This is a genomic window from Bradyrhizobium sp. RT6a, assembly GCF_040547675.1.
In the GTDB taxonomy this organism is placed as follows: Bacteria; Pseudomonadota; Alphaproteobacteria; order Rhizobiales; family Xanthobacteraceae; genus Bradyrhizobium.
Window position 1 is genome coordinate 606,300 of sequence record NZ_JBEPQC010000003.1, and the last position, 20,224, is coordinate 626,523.

The 20,224-nt window shown below is 65.6% G+C and carries 14 protein-coding genes and 1 pseudogene; 8 read left to right on the forward strand and 7 right to left on the reverse strand.

From position 1 onward, the window contains the following. Positions 1 to 6: 6 nt before the first annotated feature. A complete protein-coding gene (locus ABIC03_RS20875) occupies positions 7 to 1,173 on the reverse strand; it encodes an ABC transporter substrate-binding protein (protein ID WP_502916931.1) in 1,167 nt (388 codons plus the stop codon). A 316-nt stretch (positions 1,174 to 1,489) separates the two neighbouring features. On the opposite strand from ABIC03_RS20875, the gene ABIC03_RS20880 reads away from it, so the two are divergent. From ABIC03_RS20880 to ABIC03_RS20890, 3 genes and pseudogenes are all read left to right on the forward strand, one after another. Beyond that, the gene (locus tag ABIC03_RS20880; RefSeq protein ID WP_354060621.1) at positions 1,490 to 3,880 is read left to right on the forward strand and encodes a bifunctional diguanylate cyclase/phosphodiesterase; all 2,391 of its coding nucleotides are present in this window, start codon (positions 1,490 to 1,492) and stop codon (positions 3,878 to 3,880) included. 88 nt (positions 3,881 to 3,968) lie between these two features. Continuing rightward, a complete protein-coding gene (locus ABIC03_RS20885; protein WP_354060897.1) occupies positions 3,969 to 5,261 on the forward strand; it encodes an MFS transporter in 1,293 nt (430 codons plus the stop codon). Between the two features lie 152 nt (positions 5,262 to 5,413). Beyond that, a pseudogene (locus tag ABIC03_RS20890) lies at positions 5,414 to 7,998 on the forward strand (EAL domain-containing protein). A gap of 28 nt (positions 7,999 to 8,026) precedes the next feature. Here ABIC03_RS20890 and ABIC03_RS20895 read toward each other — a convergent pair. Both ABIC03_RS20895 and ABIC03_RS20900 read right to left on the reverse strand, forming a co-directional pair. Beyond that, complete coding sequence (locus ABIC03_RS20895; RefSeq protein WP_354060623.1) at positions 8,027 to 8,830, reverse strand: isocitrate lyase/PEP mutase family protein; 804 nt, start codon at positions 8,828 to 8,830, stop codon at positions 8,027 to 8,029. 55 nt (positions 8,831 to 8,885) lie between these two features. Next, complete coding sequence (locus ABIC03_RS20900; RefSeq protein ID WP_354060625.1) at positions 8,886 to 9,881, reverse strand: alpha/beta fold hydrolase; 996 nt, start codon at positions 9,879 to 9,881, stop codon at positions 8,886 to 8,888. Positions 9,882 to 9,913: 32 nt separating this feature from the next. On the opposite strand from ABIC03_RS20900, the gene ABIC03_RS20905 reads away from it, so the two are divergent. From ABIC03_RS20905 to ABIC03_RS20915, 3 genes are all read left to right on the forward strand, one after another. After that, a complete protein-coding gene (locus ABIC03_RS20905; RefSeq protein ID WP_354060627.1) occupies positions 9,914 to 10,402 on the forward strand; it encodes a MarR family winged helix-turn-helix transcriptional regulator in 489 nt (162 codons plus the stop codon). Between the two features lie 176 nt (positions 10,403 to 10,578). Continuing rightward, positions 10,579 to 11,952 carry an HD-GYP domain-containing protein gene (locus ABIC03_RS20910; RefSeq protein WP_354060629.1) on the forward strand — a complete coding sequence of 458 codons (1,374 nt, stop codon included), beginning with the start codon at positions 10,579 to 10,581 and terminating at the stop codon, positions 11,950 to 11,952. Positions 11,953 to 12,083: 131 nt separating this feature from the next. Beyond that, positions 12,084 to 12,539 carry a hypothetical protein gene (locus tag ABIC03_RS20915; RefSeq protein ID WP_354060631.1) on the forward strand — a complete coding sequence of 152 codons (456 nt, stop codon included), beginning with the start codon at positions 12,084 to 12,086 and terminating at the stop codon, positions 12,537 to 12,539. A gap of 76 nt (positions 12,540 to 12,615) precedes the next feature. Here the strand turns inward: ABIC03_RS20915 and ABIC03_RS20920 are convergent, their stop codons facing one another. The 4 genes from ABIC03_RS20920 to ABIC03_RS20935 form a co-directional block, all read right to left on the reverse strand. Further along, positions 12,616 to 13,038 carry a hypothetical protein gene (locus ABIC03_RS20920; RefSeq protein ID WP_354060899.1) on the reverse strand — a complete coding sequence of 141 codons (423 nt, stop codon included), beginning with the start codon at positions 13,036 to 13,038 and terminating at the stop codon, positions 12,616 to 12,618. Between the two features lie 22 nt (positions 13,039 to 13,060). Then, complete coding sequence (locus ABIC03_RS20925) at positions 13,061 to 13,414, reverse strand: hypothetical protein (RefSeq protein WP_084462369.1); 354 nt, start codon at positions 13,412 to 13,414, stop codon at positions 13,061 to 13,063. Positions 13,415 to 13,472: 58 nt separating this feature from the next. Next, positions 13,473 to 14,009 (reverse strand): hypothetical protein, encoded by a 537-nt coding sequence (locus tag ABIC03_RS20930; protein WP_275173453.1) that lies wholly within the window; start codon positions 14,007 to 14,009, stop codon positions 13,473 to 13,475. Positions 14,010 to 14,194: 185 nt separating this feature from the next. Continuing rightward, positions 14,195 to 14,806 (reverse strand): TetR/AcrR family transcriptional regulator, encoded by a 612-nt coding sequence (locus ABIC03_RS20935; protein WP_354060633.1) that lies wholly within the window; start codon positions 14,804 to 14,806, stop codon positions 14,195 to 14,197. 129 nt (positions 14,807 to 14,935) lie between these two features. On the opposite strand from ABIC03_RS20935, the gene ABIC03_RS20940 reads away from it, so the two are divergent. Then, on the forward strand, positions 14,936 to 16,165 hold the full coding sequence (locus ABIC03_RS20940; RefSeq protein ID WP_354060635.1) for a cytochrome P450: 1,230 nt from the start codon (positions 14,936 to 14,938) through the stop codon (positions 16,163 to 16,165). A gap of 138 nt (positions 16,166 to 16,303) precedes the next feature. After that, a complete protein-coding gene (locus tag ABIC03_RS20945; RefSeq protein WP_354060637.1) occupies positions 16,304 to 19,963 on the forward strand; it encodes an AsmA family protein in 3,660 nt (1,219 codons plus the stop codon). The last annotated feature ends 261 nt before the right edge of the window (positions 19,964 to 20,224 follow it).

Sequence of the window (20,224 nt, forward strand, 5' to 3'; positions counted from 1 at the left end):
GCGGCTCTAAAGCCGGTCCACGGCTTTGAACGTCCCGTCCTTCTGGATCACCGTCAAAAACACCTTCGGCGGCGCGTCGAGCATGCGCATGCCGACGGTGACGATGCTGCCGCTGATGTCGAAGTGGCCGACATCGTTGATGGCGCGCAGCAGGCCCGCGCGCGTCGGTTGCGGTCCGGCTTGTTCCAGCGCCGCGGCCGCGAGACGGCCGGCGATATAGCCTTCGAGCGACACGAAATTCGGTGTCAGCGCGGGGTCGAACGCCGTCTGCGCCGCCTGGTAGTCGGCGACCAGCTTGAGCGAGCGGTCCCAGGGAAACGGCACGACCTGCGAGACGACGACGCCTTCGCCCTCGGGGCCGAGCTCCCGGGCGAGCGCCACGGCGCCGACGAAGGAGATGTTGACGAAGGTCGGACGCGCGCCGCTGCGGTGCGCGAGCTTGATGAACTCCGCGCAGGGACCGTAGGTCCCGACCATGACGATCGCCTCGGGGTCGACGCGCTTGATCGTGCGCCAGGCCGACGCGACCGCGCGGGTGTTGCGCTCGAAGGTGCCTTCGGCGGCAAGCTCGAGACCGCGTTTGGCAAGCGCGCGCTTCACGCTGGAAAGACCGTCGCGCCCGAAGGAATCGTCCTGGTAGAAAATGGCGATGCGGGTGAAATGGCGATCCTCCGTGAGGTGCTTGACCCACGCCTCGGCCTCGGCGCCATAGCTCGCACGGATGTTGACCACGTTGGCATGCTGGAGGTCGCGCAAAAATTCGGCGCCACTGAAAGGACCGATGAAGGGCACGTTCCTGGCGCTGGTGATCGGTATCGTCGCCATCGCGGTCGGCGTGCCTACCGCACCGATCAACGCGAACACCTTGTCGTCCTCGATCAGCCGCAGCGTCTGCACCGTCGAGCGGTCGGGATCGTAGCCGTCGTCGCGGCTGATGAGCTGGAGCTTGCGGCCATGGACGCCGCCCTTGGCGTTGATCTCGGTGAAGGCTGCGACGATGCCCTGGCGCATCCGCTGTCCGAGTGCGGAGGAGGGACCTTCGAGCGCTGCGGCCTGGCCGAACAGGATCGCATCCTCGCTGACGCCGATTTCGTCGGCTTTCGCCGGCAGCATGATTGCTGCCAGGACGGCGACGGTCATGACGATGCATGTCGCAGATCGAGATCGATACATCAGGAAAAGTCTTGCCGGGTGCGGTGAGTAGCTTTGTGAAAGCTATCGCCGCAGGATGAATCGCCGATGTATCGAAGGCTCCGTACTACTCCGGGGAAAACCGGCAACTTATTGCGACAAAGTCCGCATCATCCTGCACTTCATTAACTAAGCTGGATAATGCGGAAAAACCGGGCTCCGAAATTGTGCAGTTCTTAACCGCGGTCCTGTTCCGATAGTGGCTCCGGCGGCTCAACCAGAGGTTCGGTTGGCCGGGAGAGGGACGGCGGTTTCTGGAATGGGCGGTCGGGATCAGAACGATCAGGATCGGGGGCGTATGACCGGATGGTGGCGTGCCGCGCCGCTGCTCAGGCTCTATCGCCCTGCGCTCGTCGCCGTCGGAATCGGTCTTCTGTTTTCGGTCGCGGGTGCGGCCGCCGTGGCGCGATGGGAAGGTCGCGTCAACAAGATCGAGTTCGAAAACGCGGCCGAGACTGAAGTGATCGTCATGCAGAACGGCATGGGCGAGTACATTTCCAGGCTCGTCGCGCTGCGCACGCTGTTCGAATCGACCAACCAGGAGATCACCCGCAGCGAATTCGAGACCTTCAGCGCCCGCCTGTTCGAACGCCATCCCGGCATGCTGCGCATTTCCTGGGTGCCGCGCGTGAACCGCAAGGAGCGCGCCGAATACGAGGCCGCGGCGATCACGGACGGCGTCTCCGGCTATCGCATCAAGTCGCTCCAGGGCGATGCGTTTGCGACCGCGCCGCAGAGCGACGAATATTTTCCGGTGCTCTACTCGACCCAGCCGAAGACGTCTCCGGTCTACGGCATGGACTACGCGACCGTTCCGGAACGCCGCGCGGTCCTCGAGCGCGCGCGCGACACCGACCGGATCGCGGCCATTCGCACCCGCCTCTTCGAGCCGAAGGCGGGCGGCCGGTTGCCCGACGTGCTCGTCGCCATTCCCGTCTACGCCAAGGGAACGTCGCGCGACACGGTCGTGGACCGGCGTCGCAATCTCGCCGGCTTCGTCGTCGGCGTCTTCGACCTGCCGCTGCTGATCCAGTCCATTCGCGTGACCACCGGGGCAAGCCCCGCGGTCAGCGTGAACGTCTATCCGCCGCTCCCGGGGCAGATCGTCGGCCAGGAGGACATGCTGCCGGATTATTCGTCGGCCGCCACGGCGCCGCAGTCGATGCGAGACGTCGCGGGGACGCTGCACTGGTCGGGCAATCTCAAGATCGGCGACTCCGATTGGCAGGTGCGGGCGGTTCCGGCTGCCGGCGGTTCGCTGGAGACGACCTACGATCGCGCGGGCGCGGTGCTGATCGTCGGCATGCTGCTGACGCTGTCGCTTTCGACCTATCTCATGCTCGCAAGCCGCAATTCGCGGCGGCTCTCGCTGGCGAACCGGCGGGTGCTCGAACTCGCCCAGACCGACATCCTGACCGGATTGCCGAACCGCGCCTTCTTCCTCGCCCGGCTCGACGAGCTCAATGGCCGTTTGAAGGACGGCGGTCCGACCTTCTCGATCCTGATGCTCGACCTCGACCGCTTCAAGAACGTCAACGACTCGCTCGGTCACGGTGCCGGCGATGTGCTGCTGCGTCAGGTCGCACAGCGGCTGAAATCCGCGCTGCGCGCCGGCGACGTGCTGGCCCGGATCGGCGGCGACGAATTCGCCGTCATCCAGGAAGCTTGCGAGGATCAGCGCGTCTGCTCGACCGAACTGGCGGGGCGGATCGCCAAGCTCGTGGCCGAGCCGTTCCTTCTTCCCGGACACCGCGTCGAGATCGGCACCAGCATCGGCATTGCGATCGCGCCCGATCACGGCAGCGATCAGGAGCAGCTGCTGAAGAAGGCTGACCTCGCGCTCTACCGCTCGAAATCGTCGGGCCGCAACTGCTTCACGATCTACGACAAGGCGATGTCGGCCGAGCTCGAGGCGCGCAGCACGCTGGAAGGCGATCTGCGCGACGCCATCGCGCGGTGCCAGCTCGAGGTGCACTACCAGCCGTTCGTCGACGCCCTTAGCGGCGCGCGGCGCGGCTTCGAGGCGTTGGTGCGCTGGCGGCATCCGACGCGCGGCTTGATTCCGCCGGACCAGTTCATCCCGCTTGCGGAGGAGACCGGATTGATCGTGCCGCTCGGCGAATTCGTGTTGCGGCGCGCCTGCGCGGACGCGGCCGGCTGGCCGTCCGACCTCGCAGTCGCCGTCAACCTGTCGCCAATCCAGTTCAAGGAGGCCGAGCTGTTCGAGATGATCAGCGCCGCGCTCGCGGATACCGGGCTACCGCCCCAGCGGCTGGAGATCGAGATCACGGAATCGGTGCTGCTGGAACGCGGCGTCGAGAACCACGCGTTCATGGAGCGGCTGAAGAGCATCGGCATTGCGCTCGCACTCGACGATTTCGGCACCGGCTATTCGTCGCTCAGCTATCTGACCGCGTTCCCGTTCGACAAGATCAAGATCGACAAATCGTTCATCCGCAACCTCACGCATCAGCCGCGCAGCTCCGCCATCATCTCCTCGATCGTGACGCTGGCGCGCGGGCTGGACATGTCGGTCACCGCCGAAGGCGTCGAGACCCGCGAGGAGTACGAGCGGCTGAAGGCGCTCGGCGTCAATTTCGCGCAAGGCTATCTGTTCGGCCGCCCGCACCCGATCGAACGGATCCTGTTCGACGCGCCCGTCAAACCATCCGAACGCGACGCCGCCTGAGCGCGGCCGCCCATGGGGCATGCGCGAAAAGCGCTTGACCCGGGCAGTCCCGGATGGTCGGAAGGACCGTCCAGGGATGAAACACACAATGCGGCTTCCGTTCTTCTACGGTTGGGTCGTGGTCGCGGTGACCTTCGTCACCATGGCTATCGGCGTCAACGCGCGCACCGCCTTCTCGCTGTTCTTTCCTCCCATCATCTCCGAATTCGGCTGGGAGCGCGGCGTCACCGCGGGCGCCTTTTCCTTCGGGTTCGTGGTATCGGGCATGGTCAGCCCGCTGATCGGCCGGCTGATGGACCGCGCCGGCCCGCGCGCGGTGATGGAGCTCGGCGTGGCTCTGATGGGTGGCGGGCTCCTGCTCGCGCCGCTCACGAGCCAGCCATGGCATCTCTACGTCACCATCGGCGTCATGGTCGGCGCCGGCTCGGTGTGTCTCGGCTATTCCGGCCAGTCGCTGTTCCTGCCGAACTGGTTCATCCGCACGCGCGGCCTCGCCATCGGCATCGCCTTCGCCGGGGTAGGCATCGGCTCGGTGACGCTGCTGCCGTGGGTGCAGCACATGATCGAAGGGACCGGCTGGCGCACCGCCTGCACGGCGATGGGCTTGATGGTCCTGATCGTGCTGGCGCCGATCAATCTGTTCCTGCATAGGCGCCCCGAAGATATCGGTCTGCGGCCGGACGGCGATGCCGCGCCGGCCGCGGGCGCCGCAAAACCGGCCTCCAACATCGTCGATCCCGTCTGGGCCGGGACCGAATGGACACTTCGGAAAGCAGTCGCCACGGCGCGGTTCTGGTGGATTGCGCTCGGCTATTTCTGCGGCCTGTACATCTGGTACGCGGTGCAGGTGCACCAGACCAAGTTCCTGCTCGATATCGGCTTCAGCCCGGGTGTCGCGGTGTGGGCGCTCGGCATCGTCAGCCTGCTCGGCATTCCCGGCCAGATCCTGCTCGGCCATGTCTCCGACCGGATCGGGCGGGAATGGGTGTGGGCGATCAGCTGCGCGGGTTTTGCGATCTCTTTCGCGGCGCTGATGGCACTGAAATTCCAGCCGTCATTGTGGCTGGTCTATCTCATGGTGTTCACGCAAGGCGCGCTCGGCTACGGCCTGACCTCGATCATGGGCGCAGTGGTGTTCGAGATTTTTCAGGGCAGGCACCAGGGCAGCATTTTCGGCACGATCATGCTGGCGGCATTGGCCGGCGGTGCGGCCGGTCCTTGGGTCACCGGCTTGCTTTACGATCGGGTCGGCGACTACACGCTCGCCTTTGGCGTTGCCATCCTCGTGAGCGGATTATCGGCGCTCTCGATCTGGCAAGCCGCGCCGCGCAAGGTGCGCGCCGTCGCCGGCAAGCTTCAGGCGGATGCCGGCGCCGAATAGGTTCCGTACGCACCCAATTACCTTCGCGTGTTTGGCGGAATGTTAAGCATGTCGCGTCTTGGCGCGGTGCGAGCGGACTGCAAAAACGTCTTGGACACCATCGCGGCGCTAGCGTCGGTTGCCGTATCTTCCCGATGCCTCCGGGTCTAGCGATGTCCACCTCCGATTGTGCCATGACAGAAACTCCGGAAGTGCTGTTGGCCGCGCTCGAACGCGCCGAAGAGGGCATTGTCATTGTCGACAGCGCGCATCGCATCACGCATTTCAATGCCGGTGCGGAGCGGATCTGGAAACTCGCACGCGCTGATGTGCTCGGCCGCGATTCCGAAATTCTCACCCTCAAATGTCTTCGGGCCGAACCGTGTGCGGACTTCCGTGACGAGATCAGCCTCGTGCGATACGACGGCAGCCGGATCCGCGCGGCCATCTCGCTTTCATCCATTGCAAGTGGCGGCGTGACCCATCAGGTGGTGTTCGCGCGCGACGTCACCGCGGACGCCGAGCGCCGCGTCAGGATCGGGCTTCTCCACGCCGTCTCCGACCAGACCAACCGCGCGGTGCTCATCACCGACACCGATCAGAACATCGTCTACGTCAATGCCGCCTTCACGACGCTGTTCGGCTACACCAGCGAGGAAGCCGAGGGCCGCCGTGCGAGGGGGCTGATCGCCGGCCGCCACACCGATCGCAAGGCCGTTGCGAAGCTCATCAAGCGCCTGATGGATGGCGGCCACCGCGGCGAGCTCGAGATGCTCGCCTATGACAAGGACGGCGAGGAGATCTGGGTCTGCGCCCGCATCGATGCCTTCCGCGACAGGAAGGGCCAGGTCAAGCACATCTTCGCGCTGCTCGAGGACATCACCGAGACCAAGCAGTTGCGCTCGCTGCAGCAGCTCATCATGGGCGCGCTCGCCGACGAGGTTCCGATCGGCGAGATCGCAGACCGGCTGTGCCGCCGTGTCGAGCAGATCGCGCCTGACGTGGTCTGTTCGCTGCTTCACATCGACGCCGCGGGCCTGATCCATCCGCTCGGCGGCCCAAGCCTCCCGAGGACTATTCCCGCGCATTGGAGGGCATTGCGATCGGCCCTAATGTCGGCTCCTGCGGAACCGCGGCCTTCTACGGCGAGCCGGTGCTGGCGACCGATCTGGAGACCGACCCGCGCTGGCAGCCCTACAAGGCGATGCCGCTCGCGATCGGCCTGCGCGCATGCTGGTCGACGCCGGTCAAGGCCAAGGACGGACGGGTCATCGCCACCTTCGCCTTCTACTACCGGGAGCCGCGCGCGCCGAGCAATTGGCACCGCCGCATCGTCGAGGCCTGCGTCAATCTCGGCGCCTTCGCGATCGAGCGCAAGGAAGCGCGCGCCGAGATCGCGCGGCTCGCCTATCACGATATCCTCACCGGTCTGCCGAACCGCGCACAATTGCGGCGCCTGATCACCACCGCCATCGATGCCTGCCCGACCGGCAGCCACGTCGCGCTGGCCTTCCTCGACGTCGATCATTTCAAGGACGTCAACGACACGCTCGGCCATGCCGCCGGCGACGAGCTCCTGATCCAGCTCGCGCAGCGCCTGCGCGAGCAGATCGGACCCGAGGACATGCTGGGGCGGCTCGGCGGCGACGAGTTCGTGATCCTGCTGCCGCGGCGCAACGCCGAGAGTGCCGAGCGCGTCGCGGCCGGAATCACCGAAGCGCTGGCCGCGCCGCTGCGGCTCGGCTCCAGGCAGCTGCAGATGTCGGCGAGCATCGGCGTCAGCCTCTATCCCGATCATGCGACCGACATCGACACCTTGATGCAGCAGGCGGACGCGGCCATGTACATGGCCAAGCAGGCGGGACGTTCGACCCATCGCCTGTTCAGCGCCGAGATGAACGGGCTCACCGAGCAGCGGTTGGCCTTGATCGCGGCGCTGCGCCGCGCCGTCGCCGAGGGCACGCTGACCCTCAGCTACCAGCCGCAGATCCGCAGCTGCGACGGCGCGATCCATGGCGTCGAGGCGCTGGCGCGCTGGCATGATGCCGAACTCGGCGACGTCTCGCCGGCAAAATTCATCCCGCTCGCCGAAGAGTGCGGCCTGATCGAGCAGATCGGCCTGTGGTCGGTGCGCGAGGCCTGCCGGCAGATGGCGAGCTGGCGCCGCGCCGGGCTCGACATTCCATCTGTGTCGGTGAACCTGTCGCCGATCAATTTCCGCAACGTCACGCTGGCCGCGCGGCTCAAGGACATCCTCGCCGAATACGATCTGCCGGCGGATGCGCTGATGCTCGAGATCACCGAGGGCGCATTCATGCAGGACAGCGTCGCCGCGCTCGAGACGATGAACGCAATCCGGGAGCTCGGCGTCGGGCTTTCCGTGGATGATTTCGGCACCGGCTATTCCAGCCTCAGCCGGCTCGCCCATCTGCCAATCCGCGAGCTCAAGATCGACCGCAGCTTCATGCGCGACATCGAGCGTGACGCCGGCGCGCTCGCGATCGCCACCGCCGTGGTGCGCGTCGGGCAGGGCCTCGGCATGACCGTCGTCGGCGAAGGGGTCGAGACCGAGGCGCAGCGCAAGGTGCTGGCCGAACTTGGCTGCGACGTCGTGCAGGGCTTTCTTTACGCGCCTGCGCTCGCGCCCGTCGCCTTCGAGCGCTGGCTGATCGAGCACTGCGCCGAGCAGGCGCAGGCGATGTTGGCTCGTCTCGACATTGCACCGGCCGGCGTGACCGCGGTGAAGCGGTCGGCGTAGAAGCGACTTTGGCCGGTGATGTCAGGGCTCAGGCATCCGGTTGCAGGAACGTGCCGTATTGCTTGGTCGCGGCGACCGCAGCCGCGGCCTGTCCGATCATCCGCATCGCTGCCATCATCGGCCACGGCCCAAGACTCACCCGCCGAACGCCGACGCGAGCCAGATCCGGAATTGCGGGAACGCCTTGTGTCACCATGATGTTGACCGGCAGAGGCGTGAGCTGAACGAACTTTTCAATGAGAGCGAGGTCGGTGAGGCCGGGTACGAAAATTCCATCCGCGCCGGCCTCGGCATAGACCTTCGCCCGCCTTGCCGCTTCATTCATGCACTCATCCGGCGATCCGAATTTCAGCAGGAATGGATCCGTTCTCGCATTGATGAACAGTCGAACTCCCAAATCTTTCGCAGCGTCCCGCACCGCCTTGATCTTGGCGGCATGGAGTTCGGGGTTGACGAGTTGCCGCTTTCCCTCCGATAGCCCGTCCTCGATATTGATGCCGACGGCGCCGGCCTTCAAAATCTCAGTCGCCGATCCGGCGGCGGCCTCTGGCGTGTCGCCATATCCTGCCTCCAGATCGATTGAAACTGGCACCGACACGGCCGCGGTCATCCGCGACACCAGGCCGGTCACCATGTCGAGCGGGACATTTTCTCCGTCGGCGTATCCAAGTGCGGAGGCGACCGCTCCGCTGCTGGTCGCGATGGCCGGAGAGGTCTTCGCGATGGCTTTGGCGCTGGCGGCGTCCCAGGCGTTGAACAGGACGAGCGGATCGCCCTTCGTGTGAAGGGCATGAAAGGTCTCGGCATATTGCTGCTGTGTCTTGGCGTCCATTGCGCGCACTCCAGATGAGAACTCAAAGGATGTTGTGGGCTACTGCCCGTTGCGTTCAGTCAGGCGCGTGCGTCTTGAACCAGTCCATGATCAGGCCGGTGACTTCGTCCTCACGCTCGAGGTGGGGGAAGTGGCCGACATCGGGCAGGACGATCCGCTTGTGCGGCCCCTTGAACAGACGCTCCTCCTTGACCGAGTACCTCGCTGTCGGATCGTTGCTGCCGTAGATCGTCAGCGTCGGCGTGTGCATGTCATTGATGGGCAGCCGGCCCGCGAGCCCCGCATCGGTCAGGCCTCCGTAATATTTAAGCGCTGCGGCCATCGTGCCGGGTGAGCTGAGCGTCTCCTTGATCGAACGAATATGCTCGGCATTGTTGAACGTCGGCGACCACAGCTTCCAGAGATAGTCGACAAAGGGAAGTCCCTCGGTGTTGACCGCCGATACCGCGCCGGGCAGCTGGAAAAAATAGACATGGAAGACGGCTCGAACGAGCTCCGGATCCCGTCTGATGCTCGAAATTGTAATTGGATGTGCGGTGTTCATGACCACGGCGGCCTTGATTGCCGATGGCGCCGTGGCCAGCGCCTGAAAGGTCGACGTGCCGCCCCAATCCATGCCAACGACGCGTGCCTGTCCGTCGTCGCTCAGCGCAGCGATGAGGCCTTCAAGATCCTTGCCCAGTGCGATGGGATCGAAAATGCCGTCCGCCGGAATCTCGGTCGGTGCATAGCCGCGCAGGAACGGCGCGACCGCACGATAACCTGCATCCGCGAAGACCTGCAGCTGCTTTCGATACGACCAGGCATTGTCGGGAAAGCCGTGCAGGAACATGACAAGAGGGCCGTCGCCCTGTTCGAGATAGGCGAAGCGCACGCCGTTCGCCCGCACGTATTTCAAGGCGGGTTCAGTGCCTCCGGTATTCGCTTGGGCATTCGCTTGTCGTGCCGCGCTCCCAGTCTTCATCGTCATTCTCCATCTCATCGTGCCCCGATCCAGAATATGTGCGTAGCGCACATATTGGTCAAGTTGTTTTTTGTGCGCTCCGCACATATTGTCGGCGCATGGAAACTGGAATCGCAAATTTGCTGGGGGCGCTTTCGCTCGCCGTCATGGATCGGATCGAGCAGGGCGCGCGCGAGGTCATCGGCCGCGGCGGCGAGACGCCTGCCGCCTTGGTCGTCATCGGCTATGGCCAGGGCATGACCAACGACAAGCTGCGGCGGATCCTTGGCCTGTCGCATTCGGGAACGGTCCGGCTGGTGGACCGTCTGGTGTCGGATCAGCTGGTCGAACGTCGGCCCGGACAGGATGGCCGGGAGGTTGCCCTGCACCTGACGGCGAAGGGGGCCGCAACCCGCAACGACTTGATGACGTCGCGGATTTCGGCCGTCGCGTCGCTTCTGGATGTGCTGTCGCCGGCTGAAACCAAACGACTCGAAGCGCTGCTCCATGAGCTGTTGGCTCGGCAGGATACGTCCGAGATGGATCGCTTCACGATCTGTCGCATGTGCGACGACAGCGTTTGTACGAATTGCCCGTTGCCCACGGACAAGGGCAAACGCGCTCGCTAGCGGGCGTTCTCGCGATGGCCACGGAACTTTGCCGAGCAGGCGGGGGCGATCTCGGAGACTTCCTGTCGACGGATCGCTCGCAAACAACCTCCTGTTAATCCTCTGGTGTTCAGTTGATCGACTGGTGATGTGATCCGCCCTGTTCACTGGCCGCACCAGTCCCGGAGCCCCCGTCAATGGACCCCATTCCGCACGCCCCCAAGCCGCTCGATCGGATCACGCTTTCCGAATTGCTGGGTGCGCTGAGCCACGCGCTCGATCTCTCGGAGGGGCAGCCGGCCGGACATTGCGTGCGATGCAGCCGCATCGGCGTCATGATCGGCAAGGAGATCGGTCTCGGCGAAGACGAACTTGTCGAACTCTATTATGCCCTGTTGCTGAAGGATCTCGGCTGCAGCAGCAACGCTGCGCGCATCTGCGAGCTGTATCTGACCGATGATCTCTCCTTCAAACAGGACTTCAAGCTCATTGACGGGAGCCTGCCGCAAGCGCTGCGCTTCGTGCTGGGCCATACCGGGCTGAAGGCCGGCCTGGCCGAACGGTTTCGCGCCATCGTCAATATCTTCCAGAACGGCGGCGAGATCGCTCGCGAACTGATCGAGACGCGCTGCCATCGCGGCGCCGACATCGCCCGCAAGATGCGCTTCTCCGAACCGGTCGCGGAGGGCATCAAGAATCTCGATGAGCATTGGGATGGGGGCGGCAAGCCGCTCGGCATTCGCGGCGCGGCCATCCCGATTTACTCCCGCCTCGCCTTGTTGGCCCAGGTGGTCGATGTGTTCTACATCGCGAACGGTCCCGAAGCCGCCCTTCGTGAGGCCCGGAATCGAGCTGGCACCTGGTTCGATCCAGACCTGGTAGCCGCTTTTGAACGCATCGCGGCGCAGCCTGGATTCTGGGACGTGCTTGGCACTGAAGACGGGCCCGAGACTGTTCCTCTGCTGCCGCAGCAGGCGAGCGTGCGGGTCGATGAGGACTATCTGGACGACATCGCGGCGGCCTTTGCCCAGGTGGTCGATTCAAAAAGTCCTTACACCAGCGGCCACAGCGAGCGCGTCACGCTCTTTACCGACATGATCGCGGAGCAGCTGGAGTTCACTGCGGAGCGGCGACGCTGGCTCAAGCGTGCCGCGCTGTTACACGACATTGGCAAGCTCGGCGTCAGCAACGCAATCCTGGACAAGCCGGGTAAGCTTGACGACTTCGAATGGGAGATCATGCGCAAGCATTCCGCGCATTCGGAAGCGATCCTGTCGCGCATCGGCGCGTTTGGCGATCTCGCTCCGATCGCCGGGGCGCATCACGAGCGGCTGGACGGCAAAGGCTATCCCCGTGGGCTCGCGGGAGACCAGATCTGCCTGGACACCCGAATCATCACGACCGCGGATATCTTCGATGCGCTGACCGCGGAACGGCCGTATCGGGCCGCGATGCCAGTGACGAAAGCTCTTGCGATCATGTCGGAGATGGTCGGCACCCAAATAGACGCAGACTGCTTTGCGGCCCTTCGCCGGGCTCTTGGACGCGTGGACGAGACGCTCGCGGCTTGACGAGGGTCCGGCGTCATCCGGCTTGCAACGTCCGGTGAGCCGACCGGGAGCAACCGCGCGTTCACGTCGCGGAAAGGAACGTCCGGCGCTTCTCCACGTTGTCGGCCGTCGAGCGCAAACCGGTTCATACGATGAAAAAGATCGCCACCATCCTTGTGATGCTCTGTAGCTTGCCGGCCGCTGCCGGTGCGGAGAGTTGGAGCGGCTATCGCATTCCCGAAACCGGGACCAGCGTCGACATCCCTTCGTCCATCTTCACCGAGCAAGCTGGTCGCCCCGACGGCTATGGCATACAGTACCGGACCAGCGACGGCCGTGCGGATCTGACGGTGCAGGCCGTTCCGAACGAAGGCAGCTCACCGGCGGCTTTCCTGGCGCGGAAGAATCCGCCGTCCGGCATCACCTACAAGCGCATCACGCCGCGCTTCTTCGTGGTCTCCAGCACCCGCGGCGGCAAGATCTGGTACGACCGCTGCAACTTTGGCCGCCGCTACGTGCATTGCGTGCTGATCAACTATCCGGCCGCCGAGAAGCGGCAGTGGGATGCTGTCGTGACCCGCGTCAGCCGCACGCTGAGCGGCGGTTGATCCGTTCACAAAGAAAAGCCTGCTCACAAAGAAAAAACTGCCCGCCGGTTGCGGGCAGCAGTGTCGTGAGGATGTTTCAGCGCACGTTTGTCGATGTCGTCGACATGGTCGGCTTGGAGCCTGGTACGTGCGACATGGTCTTGGTGGTGGACCCGACCTCCTCGCCCGCCTTCACTTTCGTGCGGGTGTGGGAGCGGCTGAACGTGCCACCCTCATGCGCCTGCGCGCGCGCATTGGAATTGAGCACCGGACCGTTGCCCTTGTTCATGCTGGTGCCGGACTGCGCCTTGCCGTTGGCGGACGCGGCGCTGCCGCCGGCTGCAATCGAGGAGCCGGTCTGTCCAGAGCCCGACGTCGACGTGCCGCCGGTGCCGAGCGTGCTGGCCGAGGTGCCGCCGGCCGCAGCCGAGCCCCCGGTGCCGCCGGTCATGCTGGTTTGCGCCGACAACGGCGAGGCGGCGGCGAGCAGGAGTGCGACCGACGAGGTCGCGATTATCATTCTCATCTGTGAAATCCTTTTGCTATGGCGACGATGTCGAGATGGTGCAGCCGTTGACCGTGACGGTGCTCGCGCTGGTCGAACCGGGGCCGCCGGCCGTCGAGGACGAACTCGACACGTTGCCGCCGCCAGCCTGGACGTGCACCGACGATCCGCCGGCCGAGCTCGAGCTCGACAGCGAGCCGCTCGATGAGGTCGAGCCGGTTGTGCCCGAACCCGATGATCCCAGCGCGGTGATGCTGCCGTCAGGATGTTTTTCGACCGTGACCCGGCAGGTTTCGCCGGATGCGGTCTTGCCGGTTTTCTGCATGGTTTCCCCCACAGCGGCGCTGCTTATCAAAGTCAAAACTGCGATCGCAACGATTGATCTGTTCATGCCAGTCCTCCTCCAGCAGAGAAAAGGGAGCGGCGTATTGGCCGCTCCCCGGGTCGGACTAATTCTTGTCCTTCTTCATCTCGTCCTTGTGGTGACCTTTGCCCTTTTCCATGCCCATGTCGCTGGCATGTCCCGCGGAGGAGCCGGCCGCTCCCACAGTCGAGCCGCTCTTGCCGCCGCCCGCGGACGAGCCGCCGGTGCCGACTGTCGATGCCGAGTTGGAGCCGGAGCCTGCCGCAGAGCCGCCCGTGCCGACGCTGGACGAGCTCTTGCCGCCGCCCGCCGACGAACCACCGGTGCCGAGCGTCGAGGCGGAGCCTGAGCCGCTGCCGGAGCCCGCGGCAGAGCCGCCGGTGCCGACCGACGAACTGCTGGTGCCGCCGCCGGCCGACGAGCCGCCGGTGCCAAGCGTCGAGGCCGAGCCCGATCCGCTGCCCGAACCCGCCGATGAACCGCCCGTGCCGACGGTCGAGTTGCTGGTGCCACCACCGGCTGACGAGCCGCCAGTGCCGACGGTCGAGCTCGACTGCGCCACGGCGAGCGCCGTACCGGCCAGCAGCGCAGCTGCGGCCGCAGACAATTTCAGAATCCTCATCGCTGTCTCCTCCAATGATCAAATTGCCAAAACAGGCTCGGGATAAAGTGGCAGGCCACCGAAACGTTCCTTCGATCGGTATGACGATGTGGAAAATGCGCGCGTATGATCGTGGTCAGGTTCCAGCGGCGAAGCGCAGCGAACCGATGACGAGCGGGAACAGCGAAGTTACGAAAGAGAGCGCGCTAGTCCGACGACAATCCCGTCCTGCGCCGCAAATCCGTGATCGCGCGCAGAAAGCTGTCGGCCGGCGTCGTCTCCGGATCGATCAGGCGGTGCAGACGAAAGCCGTCTTCCAGCGCCAGCACGACGGAGGCCATCCATGGCGGATTGAGCGTGTCGCCTTTCGCGTTGCTCTTTAGCGTGGCCTCGACGATGTCGGCGACCAGCTTGCGCCGCGCGCGCAGGCGTTTTGCAAGTTCGGGCCGGCGCTTCTCGGCGCGCGCGACAAACAGGATCATCTCCATGTGCAGCAGTGGCGAGCGGCCGAGCGGGTCTTGCCGGGTGCGATCCATCGCCTTCAGCGCGGCGATGAAGTCGTCGAGATTGTCGTGCTGCGCGAGGATGTCCATGTTGCGCCGTATCGACTGCGCGACATGGTCTTCGAGCATGGCGATGATCAGCTCGTCCTTGCTCTTGAAGTTGGAATAGAACGCGCCCCGGCTGAAGCCGGCCGCGGCTGCGATCGCCTCGATGCTGGCGCCGCCGATGCCGTCTTGCTCGAACACGCGCGCGGCCGCCTGGAACAGCTTGTCGCGCGTGTCGTCCCTGGTCGGCCTGGTTCTCACCCTTGACATCGGAGCAGTTTAGGGCAGAATGCAACTCGATACAACAATGTATCGAGTTGATAATTCAGGGGTGGTTACGCTGCGCAAGAGGGGCTGCCCGGCGTATGCGATTCATGCGGCAACCGATATGAGGTCACCATGAACGAGCACGTGCAAGGCACCGGCGGTCCGCTGTTCAACCCGCTGTCGCCCGACTTCATCCGCGATCCCTATCCGCATTATGAGCGGCTGCGCGTGATCTTTCCGATCCACGTGACGCCGTTCGGCCAGTTCGTCACGAGCCGCCATGCCGATGTCAGCCTCGTGATGCGCGACAAGCGCTTCGGCAAAGATTTCGTCGAGCGTTCCAAGCGCCGCTATAGCGAAAAGATCATGGAGGAGCCGGTCTTCCGCAGCATGAGCCACTGGATGCTGCAGGCCGATCCGCCCGACCACACCCGCCTGCGCGGCCTCGTCGTGAAGGCCTTCACCGCCCGCCGCGTCGAGGACATGCGGCCGCGCATCGAGCAGATCGTCGACCAAACCATCGATGCCGTGATCGACCGCGGCCACATGGACCTGATCGAGGATTTCGCCTTTCGCCTGCCTGTCACCATCATCTGCGACATGCTCGGCATCCCCGAGGACCATCGCGAGACATTCTATAACAGCTCGCGGGACGGCGGACGGCTGCTCGACCCCGTGCCGCTCTCGCCGGAGGAGATCGCCAAGGGCAACGCCGGCAACATGATGGCGCAGATGTATTTCCAGCAGCTGTTCGAGCTGCGCCGCCGCAACCCCGGCGACGATCTCATCACCCAGCTGGTGCAGGCCGAGGAAGACGGCAACAAGCTCACCAACGAGGAACTGACCGCCAACATCATCCTTTTGTTCGGCGCCGGCCACGAGACCACGGTCAATCTGATCGGCAACGGCCTGCTTGCGCTGCATCGCAATCCGGACCAGCTCGCGCTATTGAAGGCGCGACCGGAGCTGATGGTGGGCGCGATCGAGGAGTTTCTGCGCTACGATTCCTCGGTGCAGATGACCGGGCGGGTCGCGCTGGAGGATATCGACGATGTCGGCGGCGCCAAGATCCCGAAGGGCGAGACCGTGCTGTGCCTGCTGGGCTCGGCCAACCGGGACCCGGCGGTCTATCCTGACCGCCCCGACCGGCTCGACGTCACCCGCCAGAATGTGAGGCCGCTGTCGTTCGGTGGTGGCATCCATTTCTGCCTGGGGGCCCAATTGGCGCGACTCGAGGCCGAGATCGCCATCGCCACGCTGTTGCGTCGGCTGCCGGATCTGCGCATCGACGACGTCGAAAACCCGGAATGGCGGCCGACCTTCGTGCTGCGCGGCCTGAAACGGCTGCCTGCGAGCTGGTGATAGCCGCCGGCGTTAACCTCCGCGCGCAACAGTCGCTGTGACTTCGCCACACTTCCCCCTATATAAGGGCTGTTCCGGTACGTCTGAGGCCCTGCGGCTCAGGCAAGGCCCGCATCCGGTTTGGCCGAGGGGAGACCCGTGCAGACGACGCTGCTCGGATTGGCGATTGCCTTTATCTTAGCGCTGCTGGCCGCTCTGATCGGGCCTTACTTCGTCGACTGGAACCAGTTCAGGCCCCAGTTCGAAGCGGAGGCCGGCAGGATCATCGGCGTGCCGGTGCGGGTGGCGGGCGAACTCGACGCGCGGCTGTTGCCGGCGCCGACGCTGCGGCTGCGCGGGGTCACCTTCGGCGGCAACAACGATCTCGGTCGCCTGCGCGCCGACAAGCTCGACGTCGAGTTCAGCCTGAGCTCCCTGATGCGCGGCGAATGGCGCGCCACCGAGCTTTCGGTCAACGGCATGGCGGTCGATCTCGGCCTCGACGCGCGCGGGCGGGTCGATTTGCCCTCCACCGCGAGCGGCAGCTTCAATCTGGCTTCGCTGGCGATCGAGCGGCTGAACCTCACCGGCCGCATCGCCCTGCATGATGCCGCCAGCCGTTCGACACTGGAGCTCAACGACATCGCCTTCTCCGGCGACGTGCGCTCGCTGGCCGGCTCGGTCCGGGGCGACGGCAGTTTCACCGCCACTGGCGTCCGCTATCCATTCCGCGTCTCCACCGGCCCGAGCGCCGATGGCAATGCCACCCGCCTCCATCTCAACATCGATCCCGGCGAGCGCGCCATCCTGGCCGATCTCGAAGGCGTGCTTGCCTTCGACAACCGCCTGCCGAAATTCGAGGGCGCGCTGACGCTCGCGGTGCCGGCGCCGAAGAAGCCGGGCGAGGCGGGGCCGATGCCCTGGAAGCTCACCACAAAACTCAAGGCCGATCCGGCCGGCGCCAAGTTCGAGCAGATCGACGCCAGCTTCGGCACTGAAGACACCGCGCTGAAGCTCGGCGGCGTAGGCGATATCAGGTTCGGCGCTTCGCCGCTGCTGCGTGCGGTGCTGTCTGCGCGCCAGGTCGATGCCGACAAGCTCACGGCTAAAGTCGCTAGCGAGCCGCAGCGCATCCTCCCGGCGCTCCGCGCAGGGCTCGCCGCAATCCCGCAGGCGCCGATCCCGGCGCAGATCGAGTTCAACTCCGACCAGATCATGCTCGGCGGCCGTCCGCTCCAGAACATCACGGCCGAGCTTGCGACCGACGGACGATCCTGGACCTTCCAGCGGCTCGAGCTGCGCGCGCCGGGCCAGACGCAGCTCTCGCTCAACGGTGCGACACCCGGCGCCGACAGTTTCAGCGGCCGCCTCAGCGTCGATTCCTCCGATCCCGATACGCTGGTGGCCTGGCTCCAGGGTCGCAACGAGGTCAACCGCCGCAGCACGCGGCCGCTGCGCCTTGCCGGCGACGTGACCATCGCCGCCAACCATTTCGCCATCGACAGGCTGAAGGCGGAGATCGAGGGCGGCGCGGTCGAAGGCCGCATCGCTTTCGTCCAGACCGGCGCCAGCAAGGGCTCGCGGATCGACGCGGAGCTCAAGGCCGACCGCCTCAACCTCGATGCCGCCGCAAGTTTTGTGCGGGCGCTTTCGGGGCCGCAGGGCGAATGGCCGGAGGAAGCGAAGCTGTCGCTCGATATCGGCCGCGCGATCTCGGCGGGCCAGGAGCTGCGGCCGTTCACCGCAAAACTCGGCTACGGCCCGGCAACGCTCTCGCTGGAGCAGTTGCGGTTCGGCCAGGCCAGCGGCGTGACCACGGAAGCGAGCGGCAGCTTCGACCGCGCCAAGGCCATTGGCAAGCTCGCGCTGAAATCCTCCGCCAATTCGCTGCGCGATCTCACCGCACTTATCGAGCCGTTTGCGCCTTCGGTGCGCGCGCGCTTCGACGCCATGCCGTCGCTGCCAGGCGCGACCCGCCTCAAGCTCGACCTCAGCCTCGACAAGAACGCCGAGCACGCCGATCGCAACGACGCACGCGCCGTGCTCGAGCTCGACGCGCCGCAGCTCAAGGCCACCGCGACGCTGGCGGCGCAGACGCTGGTGGCCGCCGTCAACGGCATCGACATCGACCGCTTGCGCAACAGCGACTTCACGCTGGATTCGAAAGTCTCGACACCGCAGGCCAGTTCGCTGCTGGCGTTGCTCGGGCTCGATCGCGTGGTGGCCGCAGGCGAGGGCGCTTCGCAGTTCGAAGGCCACTTGAGCGGTGCGTGGCGCCATCAGCTGCAATTGAATGCAAAGCTCAGCGGCGGCGGGCTGGACGCGGACGCACAAGGCAACGTCGAATTGTCGGAGCCGAAAGGCAGCGTGAATTTGCGGGTGCGCAATGCCAATCTGGCGCCGCTGTTCGGGACCAGCCCGGCCGATAAATCCGTGCAGAGCGTCAATCTGTCCTCGCGCGTCGGCCTCTCCGGCAACCGCCTGACCTTCAACGATCTCGACAGCACACTGGCCGGCTCGCATTTGCGGGGGCATCTGGCGGTGACGCTCGATCAGGAGAAGACCGTCGACGGCGAAGTCGGCCTCGATTCGCTCGACCTCGTGCCGGCGCTCGCGATGGCCATCGGCGCGGCCGGACACGATGCAAATGCGCCGTTGAGTGCCGGGCTTCTCGGTGGCTGGCGCGGCCGCGTCGCCTTCCAGGCGTTGCACGGCACGTTGCCCGGCGGCATCGAGCTGCGCCCCTTCGGCGGTACGCTCCGGAGCGACGGTCAGTCGCTCGCTCTCGACGCACTGAAGGGCGGCGTCGGCGGCGGCGAGATCTCGGCAAGCCTCGATGCGCGCAATGGCGCCAATGGTCTGACGTTGAACGCGCGCATCGAGCTCGGCAATGTCGATGCGGCGGCGCTGCGCTACCGCGACCTCGCGCTGCCGAAGGGACGCGCCTCGGCGCAGATGGCGCTGACCAGCCAGGGCCGCAGCGTCGCGGCGCTCACCGGCGCGCTCGCCGGCAACGGCACGGTGACGCTCGAATCCGCTGAAATCTCCGGCCTCAATCCGCGCGCCTTCGAGATCGCCATCCGCGCCAGCGACGGCGGCCAGGTTGCCGACGACAACCGGCTGCGGCAGCTGGTCGAGCCCGCACTGTCGGCGGGTCCGATTGCAGTGGCCTCGGCGCAGATCCCGTTCACGATCCGCGACGGGCGCCTGCGCGTCGGCGCAACGTCGCTGGAGGCGAAGAACGCGCGTGCCATCGTCTCCGGCGGCTACGACATCCCCGCCGACCAGGCCGACATCCGCGCCAGCCTGACGCCGATCATGACCGGGCTGTCCGGCGCGCCGCCGGAAATCCAGCTGTTCGCGGCAGGCCCCCCCGACAGGCTCAATCGCACCGTCGATCTCGGGCCGCTGTCGTCGTGGCTCGCGGTGCGCACGATCGACCGCGAGACGCGCCGCCTGGACGCCATCGAGCGCGGCGAGCCGCCGCCGGCCACAGCCGCGCTGCCGACACTGGTGTCGCCAGACCCGGTGCCGGAGCCGTCGCTCACGGATGTGCCGATGCCCGGCCGCGATCCGCGCCGTGCGCCGCAGCCGAAGCCGAAGGCCGATATCAGGGTTGCGCCGACACCCAAGGCGCCGCAGGCTGCTCCCGCAGTGCCAAGCCCGCCACTGACAAGCCCGCCACTGACAAGCCCGCCGCTCGCAAGCACGCAGATCGCGCCGTTGCCCCCGCCGATCGACGTCAGGCCAGCCCCGGGCCCGCCCCCCGCAAAGCCCAAGCCAAAGCCGCCGCTGGTCCTGACGCCGTCGAATCCGTAGGCGATAGTCCGTCATGCCCGGGCTTGTCCCGCCTGCGCGGCCGAAGCCGCTTCGGCGAGGCGAAGGCCCGGGCATCCACGTTCTTCGTCCTAAGCGGTGAGACGTGGATGGCCGGGACAAGCCCGGCCATGACGCCGGAGAGACATCCTCTCTCCAACCCTCTCCCGCAGGCGGGAGAGGGAGCGCACCTTCGCCGGTGGCCCCCGGGGTAAACACATTCCCTGGCTTTTTAACGAATTTTGCTCGGCAAAACTGATCTGA

Coding starts and splice junctions, on each gene's coding strand:
- ABIC03_RS20875 (WP_502916931.1), bottom strand. CDS start 1,173: ATGTATCGATCTCGATCTGCGACATGCATCGTCATGACCGTCGCCGTC.
- ABIC03_RS20880 (WP_354060621.1), top strand. CDS start 1,490: ATGACCGGATGGTGGCGTGCCGCGCCGCTGCTCAGGCTCTATCGCCCT.
- ABIC03_RS20885 (WP_354060897.1), top strand. CDS start 3,969: ATGCGGCTTCCGTTCTTCTACGGTTGGGTCGTGGTCGCGGTGACCTTC.
- ABIC03_RS20895 (WP_354060623.1), bottom strand. CDS start 8,830: ATGGACGCCAAGACACAGCAGCAATATGCCGAGACCTTTCATGCCCTT.
- ABIC03_RS20900 (WP_354060625.1), bottom strand. CDS start 9,881: ATGTGCGGAGCGCACAAAAAACAACTTGACCAATATGTGCGCTACGCA.
- ABIC03_RS20910 (WP_354060629.1), top strand. CDS start 10,579: ATGGACCCCATTCCGCACGCCCCCAAGCCGCTCGATCGGATCACGCTT.
- ABIC03_RS20915 (WP_354060631.1), top strand. CDS start 12,084: ATGAAAAAGATCGCCACCATCCTTGTGATGCTCTGTAGCTTGCCGGCC.
- ABIC03_RS20920 (WP_354060899.1), bottom strand. CDS start 13,038: ATGATAATCGCGACCTCGTCGGTCGCACTCCTGCTCGCCGCCGCCTCG.
- ABIC03_RS20925 (WP_084462369.1), bottom strand. CDS start 13,414: ATGAACAGATCAATCGTTGCGATCGCAGTTTTGACTTTGATAAGCAGC.
- ABIC03_RS20930 (WP_275173453.1), bottom strand. CDS start 14,009: ATGAGGATTCTGAAATTGTCTGCGGCCGCAGCTGCGCTGCTGGCCGGT.
- ABIC03_RS20935 (WP_354060633.1), bottom strand. CDS start 14,806: ATGTCAAGGGTGAGAACCAGGCCGACCAGGGACGACACGCGCGACAAG.
- ABIC03_RS20940 (WP_354060635.1), top strand. CDS start 14,936: ATGAACGAGCACGTGCAAGGCACCGGCGGTCCGCTGTTCAACCCGCTG.